This is a genomic window from Bacillus paramycoides (assembly GCF_038971285.1).
Classification (GTDB): domain Bacteria; phylum Bacillota; class Bacilli; order Bacillales; family Bacillaceae_G; genus Bacillus_A.
In genome coordinates this window covers 246,970-260,734 of the sequence record NZ_CP152429.1, presented here as the reverse complement: position 1 = coordinate 260,734, position 13,765 = coordinate 246,970, and the positions used below count along the sequence as shown (strand labels likewise).

General features: G+C 31.9%; 9 protein-coding genes and 3 pseudogenes. 6 read left to right on the top strand and 6 right to left on the bottom strand.

Features of this window, described 5'->3' with window-relative positions; translation table 11 throughout:
• Positions 1-167 precede the first annotated feature (167 nt).
• The gene (locus tag AAG068_RS28910; protein ID WP_193672508.1) at positions 168-500 is read left to right on the top strand and encodes a DUF1904 family protein; all 333 of its coding nucleotides are present in this window, start codon (positions 168-170) and stop codon (positions 498-500) included.
• A 177-nt stretch (positions 501-677) separates the two neighbouring features.
• Here AAG068_RS28910 and AAG068_RS28905 read toward each other — a convergent pair.
• Both AAG068_RS28905 and AAG068_RS28900 read right to left on the bottom strand, forming a co-directional pair.
• Positions 678-2,108 (bottom strand): annotated as a pseudogene (locus AAG068_RS28905) (IS4 family transposase).
• 112 nt (positions 2,109-2,220) lie between these two features.
• Positions 2,221-2,439 carry a hypothetical protein gene (locus AAG068_RS28900; RefSeq protein ID WP_000240391.1) on the bottom strand — a complete coding sequence of 73 codons (219 nt, stop codon included), beginning with the start codon at positions 2,437-2,439 and terminating at the stop codon, positions 2,221-2,223.
• A gap of 164 nt (positions 2,440-2,603) precedes the next feature.
• On the opposite strand from AAG068_RS28900, the gene AAG068_RS28895 reads away from it, so the two are divergent.
• Complete coding sequence (locus AAG068_RS28895; RefSeq protein ID WP_342719970.1) at positions 2,604-3,113, top strand: DNA topology modulation protein FlaR; 510 nt, start codon at positions 2,604-2,606, stop codon at positions 3,111-3,113.
• A 637-nt stretch (positions 3,114-3,750) separates the two neighbouring features.
• Entirely contained in the window at positions 3,751-4,761 is a 1,011-nt protein-coding gene (locus tag AAG068_RS28890) for a DUF418 domain-containing protein (RefSeq protein ID WP_342719969.1), read from the top strand.
• Positions 4,762-5,399: 638 nt separating this feature from the next.
• Here AAG068_RS28890 and AAG068_RS28885 read toward each other — a convergent pair.
• The 3 genes and pseudogenes from AAG068_RS28885 to AAG068_RS28875 all read right to left on the bottom strand — a co-directional run bounded on the left by AAG068_RS28885 (position 5,400) and on the right by AAG068_RS28875 (position 9,493).
• A pseudogene (locus tag AAG068_RS28885) lies at positions 5,400-6,096 on the bottom strand (class I SAM-dependent methyltransferase).
• A gap of 387 nt (positions 6,097-6,483) precedes the next feature.
• Positions 6,484-7,914, bottom strand: coding sequence for an IS4 family transposase (locus AAG068_RS28880; protein ID WP_342718372.1), 1,431 nt, complete (start codon positions 7,912-7,914; stop codon positions 6,484-6,486).
• A 271-nt stretch (positions 7,915-8,185) separates the two neighbouring features.
• A complete protein-coding gene (locus AAG068_RS28875; protein ID WP_342719968.1) occupies positions 8,186-9,493 on the bottom strand; it encodes a condensation domain-containing protein in 1,308 nt (435 codons plus the stop codon).
• 695 nt (positions 9,494-10,188) lie between these two features.
• On the opposite strand from AAG068_RS28875, the gene AAG068_RS28870 reads away from it, so the two are divergent.
• The 3 genes from AAG068_RS28870 (at position 10,189) to AAG068_RS28860 (ending at position 12,861) form a co-directional block, all read left to right on the top strand.
• A complete protein-coding gene (locus AAG068_RS28870) occupies positions 10,189-11,298 on the top strand; it encodes an acyltransferase family protein (RefSeq protein ID WP_342719967.1) in 1,110 nt (369 codons plus the stop codon).
• 232 nt (positions 11,299-11,530) lie between these two features.
• Complete coding sequence (locus AAG068_RS28865) at positions 11,531-12,439, top strand: VanZ family protein (protein ID WP_342719966.1); 909 nt, start codon at positions 11,531-11,533, stop codon at positions 12,437-12,439.
• A 14-nt stretch (positions 12,440-12,453) separates the two neighbouring features.
• Positions 12,454-12,861 (top strand): hypothetical protein, encoded by a 408-nt coding sequence (locus tag AAG068_RS28860; protein WP_342719965.1) that lies wholly within the window; start codon positions 12,454-12,456, stop codon positions 12,859-12,861.
• Between the two features lie 132 nt (positions 12,862-12,993).
• Here the strand turns inward: AAG068_RS28860 and AAG068_RS28855 are convergent.
• A pseudogene (locus AAG068_RS28855) lies at positions 12,994-13,733 on the bottom strand (DNA primase); the annotation flags it as partial.
• Between the last annotated feature and the right edge of the window lie 32 nt (positions 13,734-13,765).

The following is a 13,765-nucleotide window of genomic DNA, read 5'->3' as shown; positions in this document are numbered from 1 at the left end:
ATTACTGATTTCTCAAATGTTTTAAATAGTTACAATACATGTATTGCTTCAATAACATATGATCATTCTTAAGCATATCATTGAAATGTACCAATAGATGTTAGTGCAGTAAAATAAATTGTGTTATGATGTGAGCAAATATAAAGCTATCTAACGGAGGGATTCATATGCCACATGTTGTATTTCGTGGAATTACTACTGAACAATTAAAACGCATAAGCAAGCCATTAGTAGAAGAGCTCGCAGAGATTTGTGAGTGTGGTACGGATAATTTTACGTTGGAACTACCAAGTTCTACGTTTGTATTCAATGGAGAAGAAATAGAAGCGTTTCCTCTTATTGAAGTGAAATGGTTCGAGCGTGGACAGGAAATTCGTGATCGATTTGCCAAGTCAATTACTACATATGTAATGGATTTTGGACTTCCAGAAGTAGAGGTTGTATTTACGGTTTTCACAGAATCAGCGTATTATATTAACGGGAAGCATTGTGCAAGTTAGAGCTATTTGAAAGATTTTTGTAACATTTATAAGGGGTAGAACCACACATCCATCAACTTAAACTATATGTTTATATAAAAACTGATCTTTCCATGTAGTTTTTTATTATCTTTTATAGATATCATAAAAGTAGGCATATCAAATAAACCCTGACGGGTTTCAATTTTTTTACTATAACTATGCTACCTGATGGATTGAAGTGGTATACTCATAAACAACGCCCAAAATATCAAAGACCGTTTTTTTCTCATATCTGTGGGATTTTCGTCCGTTTCGCTGTAGGAGGTTGAACAGGCGAATTAGAATCTTTGATAGCTCTTGGGTGTCTTTCTGTATAGCTTGGAAAAGAAGAAGAAAGTAATCTTTAATCATATATATGGCCTTATATTCGCTCAGTTCTCGTTTCTTTTTCATAAGAAGTAATTGCCGCATTTGAAACATAGTAGAAGAATAGAGTAGAATGGCAATCAGTTGCCCATACAAATGGCATTCTAATCGTTCTCGTTTTATTTTTTTACAATGGTGAATATGAAAGAATGATTTCCAAGTTTTAAATAAAATCTCGATTTGCCAACGTAAAGAATACCAATCATGCACTTGTCCCATCGGGACAATCTCTATAGGCGTGTTTGTCATATATACATTGATACCACTAAGTCGTTTGCTACGGGGAGAATACTTCATTCCTTTCTTTTTTTCTCGTATAGCTTGATCCCGCAATCTTTTTTGTTGCTGTTCTTCTGTAAGTCGATGAACAATGACACGAGCTGGTACTTTATCGACCATTCCTACATAAGCATCATATATTTCATATGTTTGTCCTGGTTGAAGAGAATTCATTACTACCTCCATATCTACCTGTTTATATTCTGTTCCCTTCTTTAGTTTTCCATTTTAATAATAAGTAGGATTGGGATTTTTTTGATAAATACGTGTATTAGATTTAATGCGAGAAATATAGTAAGCCTTTTTATCCTGTATATATTGAAGATCCTTCAGATGAAAATAGCCTAAATCCCGAATACACAAATCATCTTCTTTTACAGTGGGTACGCAAAGGGAACCGTAAGTTCGATCATGTTGTTTCCCTGGTCCTGTATGAATATGTAGAAAATGCCCACTTAAAAGATCATACTCAAGTTGAATTTTCATTCCTGCAGTATGGCTGCAACCTCCCGCACCAGGATAAACGGAAGAAAATATATTTGGAAGTTGAAAAGCCGTAGAATCTAGAATACGAATACGCTTAAAAATTGAAGTACATGGAGAAGCAATTGACATAGATGAAGTTAATTTTTTGTTTAAGAGCTCAGCTAATATATGTTGTAAAAGTTGTACAGCTGCTGGATTAAATCGTTGATTCAGTCCCTCAGGACTGATAAGTATTTCTGTTGATGCCTCTAAACAACTAGATAGCTGAGCTAAAGAAGTTGTCGCGACATTTTGACTCATCCATACACATAAAGCGACTAAATCTTGTGCTTGATATTTACTAATCCGCTTTACAAAACCAACACTTCGCGCAACAGACCGTAAGGTGTTTGGAGATAGGGAACTTTGAATCTCTTGAGCAAATAGTTGCAATTCGTCAGACACAGAAACAGACATAAAAAACGCCATCCTTTCCTATGATTCTACAGAAAGAATAGCGTATTTTATCTTTTTATGGATACATTTTTTTGCTCGATGGTGATGTGGTGTTACCTCAAATATAATTATTTTATTTGAAGGTCTCTTTTAAATTTTTATCAAATCTTTTCATAGGTTGATATACAAGGACGTGTAGTGATAAACCTATCACTGCAGTAATGTTTAAAATAATACTTATAATCATTAAAGACCATTCTATAACTGGAGAAAAGTATCCGTTCGTACTTAATGTAGAAGAACTTACACCTAGTATTAAAATCACTATTAGTAAAGGTAAGTTTTTAACCAATTTGAATCCCCCCCCCTTAAATATAAGATAGTTATCTATGGGAATTTAACATATTTTCTCGTTTTGGGGTATTTGTTTTTCTTAGCCTGATTGTGATGGGTCTGTACCCCAGTTTATTAGGTACTAAACCTAAAAAGAATTTTTAATGTAAAGGAAGTTAAATTATGAAAATACACATTACAGGATCTACAGGGAGTGGCAAAACAACATATTCTAAAAAAATAGCTAAGGAATTGAATATTCCTCGATATGAACTAGATGATATCCATTGGATTCGTGATCAAAAAGGAGATACACGTCGTCCTATGGATGAGAAGCTAGCCTTGTTAACAAAAATTGTTAATCAAAATAATTGGGTTATTGAAGGTGTACAGTTTAAATGGTCTGATAATAGCTTTGAAGAAGCAGATGTAATTATTGTACTAGACGTTTCTCAACTGAAAAATCGTTACCAAATCATCAAGCGATTTCTTAAACAAAAGTTAGGGCTTGAGAAGTCTAAATATAAACCATCTTTAAAAGCACTAAAAAATATGTTTGAATGGGAAAAAGATTATCGAACATACGAGCGAGAACAATTACTTATAAAGTTGGAACCGTATAAAGATAAAGTATGTTTTATCAAATCTCAAAAAGATAAAGAAGAGTTAATACAAAAATTAATAAAAGGGTAGCACTTCGCTAAGAATGTCCAAAGAAATTCAATATAAAGATCGAAATAAAGATCGAAAACGATGGTTTTTTTGTAATCTGGCATATTTAAGTTTGTTTTTTATAAAAAAATCAATGTAAAATACACACTAATAGGGGTCACCATACATACCCATCAAGCTAAAATTTTATAGTACCCTCAGAACGAAATTTTGTACTAACTTGTAACAGGGATCTCGCCACATATAGCAATGGGATCATGTAGCTACAATCCTTACAAAATTGTAATACTAATGTCATGTAATTAGATAATTAAAAGCTGAAATACCTTTTATAATAAAAAAGAAATAGATGGGAATAGCGACACGCCTAATATAAGCTTTGATTTTTTACATGCTAATATCAGTATCAAAACAGATATTAAAAAATTGAAAATTAAAGGTGAATATTATGAATAGGCTTTCTCAAATTCGATAGGAGAAAGATAATCTGAGGTGAAGAATTTGTAATATAAAAAATTTGAATGTTTTAAGATTTCAGTAAAAACAAAAATGAAGAGTGGAGAATTTTCTAATAATATTGTAGGACTAGCATCACTAAATGGAATAATAAAGAGACAAAAACCACTGAAATTTGAATGTAGGAGCATAGAAAATAAGCATGAAAACTGAAATTACTAACAACAGAATAGATATATTAGATTATTTAAGAGGATTTGCTTTGATAGGGATTTTGCTAGTGAATGTTCCCTTTTTTCTTTTAAAAGTAGATTCTCCATCATCAAACTCTATTGATGCATCATATCACCGTTTTTTATATTTATTTGTAGAAGGACGATTTATGCCAATTTTCACTTTTTTATTTGGTATAGGATTTTATATCTTTATTACACGTGCAAAAGCAAAAAATGATAATGCATATCTCCTATTTATAAGAAGACTGGTTGTATTATTTGCAATGAGTTGGATCCTTGAGAGGTTTGACCATGGTGAAGCATTAATGGCATATTCAATATTCGGAATTTTCATGATCCCTTTTTATAGAGTAAACAAACATATAAATTTGATGCTAGCACTATTAGGGCTAATGTGCACAAGTTATCTAGGGGATAAAGCTTTATCAATAATCCCCTTATTTTTATTAGGACTTACAGCAGGACAATATCGTATATTTGAGAATATATCAAAAAATAAATGTAAATATAAAGTTTTTACAATCATAGCATCTGTTTTAAGTATAATTGGATTATGGATTCAATATACTCATGCACCTTCAACTATAGTCGATATGCCAACGAAGGGAGCAATTGACTCAAAAACTTTCATAAAAATTGGTATTATAATTGGTCCTATTGTTTCTGCAAGCTATGTAGGAATATTAATATTATTATTACAATATTCGTGGATACAAAAGCTATTGTGTCCCTTAAAAAACTATGGTCGTCTGGCATTAACAAACTATCTTTCTCAAGCTGCTTTAGTAATGATATTTGACTATTATCTTCAATTAACAGGAAATATCACTTATTCTCAGACTCTTGTTCTCTGTATTGGGATTTATGTGATTCAATTACTATTCAGTATGTTGTGGCTTCAATTCTTTAGAATGGGACCATTTGAATGGCTATGGAGAATATGCACGTATTGGAAAGTAGTTCCTAATAAAAAATAAAATGTAACTTTCACTAAAAGGAACTGTCCCATAAGTCGAATTTTTGACTATGTGACAGTTCTTATTATTTTAGAAACGTTGATATATCAATGTTTTTATTTTTCCATTTTGGAGGAGTTTACCCTTTGGGGACAGCTCCTTATTGTCGAAAAATTTTGGTTTAGGTGTAAATAATATCTGCCTGATAATGCTTCATTTGAATACATTTTCTTTTTCTATATCGATCACACACTTTTTATAGAGTAGTACTATCAGTATGTCCAAGTTTACTAGACCAGTTTCACATATTTTAAAATTTTTGCACCAGAACCAATTTTACAAACCTTAATATATGTTAAAAGTAAAAACACATAACAGATCTTTCTTGTAATATGCTTTTTTGTTTTTGCTAGGTAACTTCTATTGTCATAAAGTAAACAGTATAGTTATTTGTGGTCTTTTGACACTTTCATTTGATACGGTGCTGAATGTGTACTAATGTTTGCTGCGTGATTTGGTTATATTGCTATACTGATTACAAATTCAAAAAGACCTTTGAGTTCTACCTATTGTTTTGTGAGTGGCCCCAAAAAGAATAATGTTTTCTATGAATTATGGTATAAATTCATCTTAGATTGATAGAAATGTATGGTGGCCCCTTATAGATTATTTTTTCTCACAACATATGTGATTGCATTTGTTTTTAATAAAACAGACTTTTCATTTCGAATAATTTTATATTCGAGCGGTTTTACTATGATACTCAATACTTCCCAACCATCATATATTTGTCTTAATTTATTCATCATTTCTTCCGTTGGAATGTTTATCTCCATTAGTGCATCTAATTTTTTATTGGTATCCATATCAATTTCTTCAACTTCAGAATTTACAATAATACAATTTATTCCGTTGTACTTCGTTCCGTCTGCCATTCGTTGAACAACTTTTTCAAATATCTCTTCGGATCGGGCATGTTCTAAACTTGAAACTGCAACAATGAGGTCGAAGTTATTAGACTTAATGTCATAGTTTCCTATATCAGCTTTTTCAGTTTGAATTACTTCTTTAACTTTATATTCCTCACTATATTGATTTAATTTTTGCAAAGCAGAGTCTAATAAATCAACACACACAACTGTACCGCGATTTTCTTTTATAGCTTGAGCCAATGGGATACTATTTCTACCCACTCCAGAACCTAAATCAAGCACACTAAGATCGTCTTTTCCTTCAAACAATGGAATTTTTTACAGGTTTATGTAGCCACGAACCTTCTTCAAACAGTTTATAATTATCGTAATAATAGTCGTGATATTTTTTCTCCTCTTTTCTTATAAATTCAATTCTATTCATTGTTTTTCCTCATTTCTCAAATTATGTATTCTATAAATTACTGTAACAGATTTAATATAAATTTTTGAACTATCTTATCTTGTTACTTGAAGAAAGAATGATGAATAATATATACATGTGAAGTTGACATAACCATTCATTATGGATGTATCCAAAAAAATGAGCTGAATTCTTATAAATAACTGTAGAAGTATAAAATTTTCGTTTTGGGGGACATTCTGCTTTACTAGCTTGATGGCGATGGGGTATCGCCACACATCCATCAACTTAAACTATATGTTTATATAAAAACTGATCTTTCCATGTAGTTTTTTATTATCTTTTATAGATATCATAAAAGTAGGCATATCAAATAAACCCTGACGGGTTTCAATTTTTTTACTATAACTATGCTACCTGATGGATTGAAGTGGTATACTCATAAACAACGCCCAAAATATCAAAGACCGTTTTTTTCTCATATCTGTGGGATTTTCGTCCGTTTCGCTGTAGGAGGTTAAACAGACGAAGAAGAATCTTTGATAATTCTTGGGTGTTCTTATGTAATGCTTGATAAAAAAGTAAGAAATAATCTTTAATCATGTACATCGCTTTATATTCACTTAGCTCTTTCTGTTTCTTACGTAACAGAAGTTCTCTCATTTTAAACATAGTAGAAGAACATAATAGGATACTAATGAGTTGTCCATAAAGGTGACATTCTAGTCGCTCTTGTTTAATAGATTTACAACGATGAATTTGAAACCAAGATTTCCATATTTTAAATAACAGCTCAATTTGCCAACGCAATGAATATAAATCATAGATTTTCTCTTTTGGCACCCATTCCGTAGGAATGTTTGTCATATATACCGTAATTCCTTGTAAGAGTTTCGTACGCTCTGTATATGTAATCCCTTTTTTCTTTTCGCGAATAGCTCGATCACGTAAGCGTTTCTGTTTTTGCTCCTCCGTACACCTATAAACCACAATGCGAGTAGGCAACTTGCCTTTACTCCCTACATATACATCATGTAACTCATACACTTGACCAGGTTGTAATTGTTTCATGATATCTTCTAAATGAATTTGTATATATACGGGTCTCAATTGAGCAGGTTTTGTTTTAAATACCACTGTTTCGAATTCTTTCCTATATATTTTAGTTGGTAATTTAAGACGTGATAAATAATATCCTTGCTTATCTTGGATAGACTTAAAGTCCTGTAAACGAAAGTATCCTAAGTCACGAATATATAGTTCATTCTTTTGTATCATGCCTGTTCGAGTTGCACCATATGCCTGATCACTTCGTTTTCCTGGTTCAATTTTCACATCAGGAAATTCTCCGCTCAACAAGTCATACTCTAATTGAATTTTTATACCAGCTTTATGACTACATCCTCCGGCACCAGGATAAGTAGATGCGAATCGATCTGGAACTTGAAAGGTTGTAGAATCAAGGATGCGAATGCGCTCAAAGTAAGCAGAAAGAGAATGAGAAATCTTAGATAACCCTCCAATCTTAGCTTGTAGAAGTGTAGTAAATACAGTTCGAAAGAAGGCTACCGAAGCTGAGTTAAAGCGTCGATTAAGTCCCTCTGGACTTAACAAAACCCCTGTTGAGGTTTCTAATTGACTACAAAGTTGAGTAAGAGAGGTAGTAGCGATTTGTTGATTTAACCATACACACAAAGATAGAAAATGGTGCCCATGGCACTTACGTTTTCGTTTCATTCCGCCAGCTTCTATAGCTAATCGATTAAGTGTAGCGGGAGACATATATCTATACAACTCTTCGGCAAATAAAGACAATTCTTGTTTTTGATGCATATTCATAAAAAGCACGTCACCCTTTCTCATTAATATAAGAAAATAGTAACGCACTTTCAATTTCAAGAATAGTCAAAATCCTTAAGTTGATGGATGTGGGGTATCGCCACATACCTATCAAGCTAAAATTTTATAGTACCCCCAGAACGAAATTTTGTGCTAACTTGTAACATAAAATTTCGTTCTGGGTTAATTCCGAATTCTTAAGTTGATGGCATAAGGGCGAGCCCCTAAAATACAATTCCGCTAGAAATTTTCGCGCTATATTCTCTTTTATTTATGATAGTTGATTAACAACGCTTTCTAAAAATTTGTCTACCTTTTCTTTTGATGTATCCGGCGTATGATAACCAATTGTAAATGTAAGTCTTCCATTGTAAAAGCTTGCACCCATTGAAAAGAATGGCGCATACATAATGGGTGATGTCATATACCCGTCCTCAGCTTGAACTTCACCAAACTGAATAGGTTCATCAGCGATCACCCCGAAGTTTGTCAGTAATGGCAAAGCCATTCCCATCTGTAAAGCCTGTTCGTATTGCTGATTATACATTTCCTTCACTACAGATAGCTTCATACCTGCCAATAGCTCCATTCCTGCTGCTGAAGAAAGACCTGGATTTTGAGACTTTATTTTATCCATTGATTGTTTAATTCGAACGAGAGTCTGATTAAATGATTCATCATTTTCCATTTTTATCACTGGCATTTCCATGCCGGATAAGTTGCAAATAGCACCAGTTGTATAATTAGGCAGATATCGACGTAAATCAATTGTTAAACCAATCATTTTTTCTGCGGTGCGAGGTTCTGCATACACAGTGAAATGTGATAAAGCTCGGAAGTATGCAGTCATGATTACATCATTTAAGGTAGCCTGTTGTACTTTTGTCCAATGGATTAGTTGTAAAGTTTGCTTATGGCTCAACCGACGTACAGATATTTTTGGGTGTGTATTTTTGTTCGGGTGAGATGGAAAAGACCATAACGATACCTGTTGTTCTTTGTTAGGACGATACGCACTTTTTACGTCCGATATTCCAGCATATTTGAATACAGGTGATTGATCTCGAAAACTCTCATTTCCATCACCAAATTCCTTTATAATTTGATCCTTAGATCGTCCCAAGGAACGTTGAGTATAAATTGCTCCCAGCAAATTAATATATTCCTTGACTCCTGCACCATCTGAACATAGATGAGATAATTTCACAACTAACATATCTGTTGTATTGCCTCGTAATAATTTTGCTTGAACCATAGGCCCCTGGATACGATCTCCAGGTTCCTTAATAAAATCTATTGCCATCATTTCAAGTTCTTGATCATTTCCTTCTGCAAAAAGACAAATAGGTGTGTTAGTACCAGATGAATGTTCCTCCCAGTAAGGAATATCATTTTCTACAAAACGGCTGTTCAAAACCGGCTGCAATTGTAACGTTATCCTTATTGATTGTTCAAGTATTTTCTTTGATATACCTACAGGAAAATAAAGAACTGCATTAATTTGTTGATCTGCAGAATAAAGACCTAATAAATAATTCATTCGATCTTGAGGTGTTACTGAATACTTTCTTTTTTCCATAATTTTGTCCTCCTTTTAGGACTTTTTTGTATAACCTTATTCTCCATATGGTTGTAACTTTTCTGTACTAGTTCTATTCTTTTCACAGCTCTTTGTAGGTGATATGCCCATTATTTTATTGTTATTAATCCTTCCTTTCTTTTCCCGAAAAACAAACGTAAATAAATTTCGTTTACGTATATACAAACATATTATGATAAAGTTTGGTAATTATCAATAGAATAAACAAATCATTTTTATGTCTGTTAATAAAAAACAATAATAAAATACGTTAAGGAGTTACTTTATAATATTAGGGTGATTGTGATGGAGTCTTACCCCTATTAAGTAGACAATAAGAAAAAAGACTGCGTTATCAGTGTGTTTCGATATTCAATTGGGGCACACTGGTTTGCTTTTTTTGTAAATGTGGAACAAATTTATTACTTAGATTGTCTATTAATTGTAATCCTAAAAATATAGTCGAACAGTATAATGGGGTGATTTTTGCTAAAAGTAATGTGATAAGAACAATATTTGAAGTTAAATTACCTAAATAAAAGAGTTCAAAAATTTAATAAAAATTTAAAGTTTACCCTACTTTTTATTTTAAAAGTTCCTTCTATCCTATACGTATATATGTACAATTCTCCCGCTACACTAGTATAGCGGCCTTTATTAACAGTAAAATCTACAATTTACAAGGAGAAGACTTTATGAGTAAAAGAATAAAAGAATTAGATTCTATAAGGGGATTAGCAGCTATTACAGTCGTAATTGGACATTTTTGTTTGATGCTACCATCGTTGCCTAATTCTATTAAATTATCCCCTCTTAGGTTTTTATGGGCTGGCGGGGAAGCTGTAATCATTTTTTATGTGCTCAGTGGTTTTGTGCTATCTATGGCACTTTATCACTCAAAAACAAATTATTGGGGATATTTAATTAAACGATTTTTACGAATCTATATCCCTTATTATTTCTGGATATTCATCACCTTTGCTTTATTTATGTTATTTTCATCATATGAAGTTACGGGATTACGAGATTGGTTCTATGATAAATGGCAAGGGCCTATAACAAAATTAGATATTATCAATCACCTTGTACTTCTTAATAACTTTTTTACGGATAATTATAATCCGGTTATCTGGTCATTAGCTCAAGAAATGCGTATATCTATCGTGTTTCCCATGTTCTTCCTTCTGTTTTATAAACAGAGTTGGAAGAAAACGATACTCTTTGCTATAAGCTTTTCTTTAATTAGTATTTTTCTTAATATGTTCCATATTGGAAAAGCTGAGGGATTTTATAATGGTTATGCTGATACATTGCATTTCACATCCATGTTTATGATTGGAATGTTACTTTTTAAATATCAGGAAGAAATTACTCACTTATATAGAAGTATGAAAAACTTAAACAGAAAACTTCTTATCGCATTAGGGGTCTTTCTATATTTATATTCTACTGGAATTTTATTGATTTCACGTAGTGATACTGCTTTCCTATTAAAAGATTGGGGTGTGGTAATTGGCGTTAGTTTTCTTATTATTGTGGCTATGAATAACTTAAAGGTAAAAGCTATTTTAAATAAGAGTGTGTTTGTATACTTAGGAGAAATTTCATATAGTATTTATTTATGTCATTTTCCAATCATGATGGTACTCTTTAAAATTTTGTATGCAAAGGTACCTATCTTTTTCCTTTTTATCTTATGTATTACAATGACAATACTTTGTTCTATAGTATCGTATCATTTAATCGAAAAGAAATGTATCAATTGGGCGAAACAAAGAACAACAAAGTTTCAAAAGAAACTGTAATGTTTGGTGGATCTTACTTGTTTAGTAAATATAAGAATTCCAAGTTGTAAATATGACCTAGTTGTTAGAAAAGTAATCCTAAGCTATGTAAGACTTATCAGTACATTAGTCGAAACTTCGATTCGTAAAATCGCGTTGTACAAAATTTAACTGTATTTGATTCAACTTTTTCTTTGTTAAGAAATCTTGCAATAGAACCGCGAAAATATACATTATTCTAAAGAGGTGAAAAATGAATTTTATTAATGAACAAGAAAAGAAATTTACTAAACGACAGGTTATATTACTTATATTAATAATAGGCTATTATTCCCTTTTAATAATAGCTACCACATTTGGTCGTCCAGCTGAGAATATCTTTGTAAGAACAATTGATTTCGATGTACTGAGCCAGTATCAACAAGCATGGAATCAATTTTCATTTAATTCTTTTTTTCATATCATTGTTAATATCAGTATGCTGTTTCCGCTAGGAATTTTATTACCTTTATTTAGTGAAGTTTTTTTAAAAGCAAAATGGATGTTAATCAGTTCAATTACAACGTCTTTATTTATTGAAACTCTCCAATTTATAACACTTCGTGGAAGTGCGGAACTAGACGATTTACTTCATAATACCATAGGAATGATGCTAGGGTATTGTATAGTAAATATAGGTCGTATTTTTTTCGAAAAAAAGAAATCACACACAAAAATAGTCAAATATTTAATCTTACCCACTGCAGTAAGCTTCGTCGCGCTTGGAATAATTATTTCGTATCAAATGAAGGAATTTGGTAATATGCCATTTGATCCCTATGGAAAAATGGATATGTCTCATGTCACTATAAAAACATCACTGGAGTTAAGTAAAGAAGGTAAAAAAATGCCTGTTTATGATTCCGAAGGTCAAAAGGTGCGAGACGTCGAAATTATTTCTCCAAAAGAAGCATTTCAAAAACTGAAACAAGGAGACATTTATCCTATGGGACCTTTTGGGGCGGGTGAAGAATTTGAAGGTGAGACATTAGTCATTACAGAGTGTAATTTAGAGTACGCCACTGATACAAAAGGGTTTTCTCAACCTGTATATATTTTTCGCGTACAGTTAAAAGATAATGACGTAGTACTTATGACTCCACCTATTTCCGCAAAAAAATAATAGGAGGCGTTTAAGTGAACTTATCTCAAGAAAAAAAACTAAAATTAATGATGCATACTATTACTTTTGTATCTTTCATCATTCTCACTTTTTTTAGCATTACAATTTTTTATGTATCGTTTATTTTTTATTTCGTATTCAAATCAAAAGAACTTCGCATAATAGCTATTGAAACAGCTGTTTATCAGCTATTAACTTGGATTATTGTATTGATTTGGAATACTTTTGTAATGAGGATTTTAATGTTTTCTATGTTCCATTTCGATATGAATGCAAGTAATATGTCAATGATATTGTGGACAGCCCCATTATATATAACCCTAACTATTTTATTAGTTTTCGGGCCCCTTAAAGGAATTTTATATGTATTACAAGGAAAAGATTCTTATTATCCGATTATCTCCAAATGGATTAGCAAGTAAAAAATAAATAAAGAAGAATCCAGCAAATTATGGATTCTTCTTTATTTTGTATTTATTGTCTATTTAAGAAATATAAACTCATATTTTATGTTTATATGCTAGTTGTATTTATAATTTCATTATATATCTATTAAATATAGACTCTATCTTCCCATTGATTTTATAGGTCACATCTATAGTATTGGGTTGCTCAATAACTTCTGCCTTAAAGCTTGGTTTATGATTTTTTACAACTGTCATATATTCAGGATTATCAATTCTACATTGAAAACCGCATATCTGATTATATATATTTCTCTGCGGTATTAATAAAGAATCTCTCCTTCCTGCAAACGTGAAATATCTTCCATCCTTTGTTTCTTTTGCATAAAATCCTGGAATTCCAACAATATAGCTTGTTTTCCCCCTACTTTTTTTATTAGCTCTTTCGTAGTATCCCAAGGTTTAATAGGAAAACTTTTGTAATTTCTAACATTTATTACTTCTCTTGTAATCCTACGTTTTGATCCCATTAACATTTTAATATGTTCATCTCGTACGTCTAAAAATTCTAGGAATAAAGTGTAAATAATATTAAGGGTATAATCATTTTTCTTCCTATGTTCCTTAATCATCTGATCTTGAGAAAAGTCATATCCCCTTTTTTGATCTTCAGCTATTATATGTAAATAGCCTGCTTCCCCGAATACTGCTTCTGATGAAATTCGTCCACATATTATTTTAGTTTCAGAATCATTAACCATGCACCATCCTTGCTTACCACATATAGGGCACGTTGTTCTATAATATTCAAACCATCTCTCATTACTCCCCTTATTCATGCTTCTCACTGGCCTTAATATTCTACTTGCTACTAACTTTTCAATTGACATCACATATCCCCTTTTCCCTTGATCAAATAAAA

What these genes read in the sequence shown, in the direction of transcription:
- AAG068_RS28910 (WP_193672508.1), top strand. Translation starts at nt 168, where the DNA reads ATGCCACATGTTGTATTTCGTGGAATTACTACTGAACAATTAAAACGC.
- AAG068_RS28895 (WP_342719970.1), top strand. Translation starts at nt 2,604, where the DNA reads ATGAAAATACACATTACAGGATCTACAGGGAGTGGCAAAACAACATAT.
- AAG068_RS28890 (WP_342719969.1), top strand. Translation starts at nt 3,751, where the DNA reads ATGAAAACTGAAATTACTAACAACAGAATAGATATATTAGATTATTTA.
- AAG068_RS28880 (WP_342718372.1), bottom strand. Translation starts at nt 7,914, where the DNA reads ATGAATATGCATCAAAAACAAGAATTGTCTTTATTTGCCGAAGAGTTG.
- AAG068_RS28875 (WP_342719968.1), bottom strand. Translation starts at nt 9,493, where the DNA reads ATGGAAAAAAGAAAGTATTCAGTAACACCTCAAGATCGAATGAATTAT.
- AAG068_RS28870 (WP_342719967.1), top strand. Translation starts at nt 10,189, where the DNA reads ATGAGTAAAAGAATAAAAGAATTAGATTCTATAAGGGGATTAGCAGCT.
- AAG068_RS28865 (WP_342719966.1), top strand. Translation starts at nt 11,531, where the DNA reads ATGAATTTTATTAATGAACAAGAAAAGAAATTTACTAAACGACAGGTT.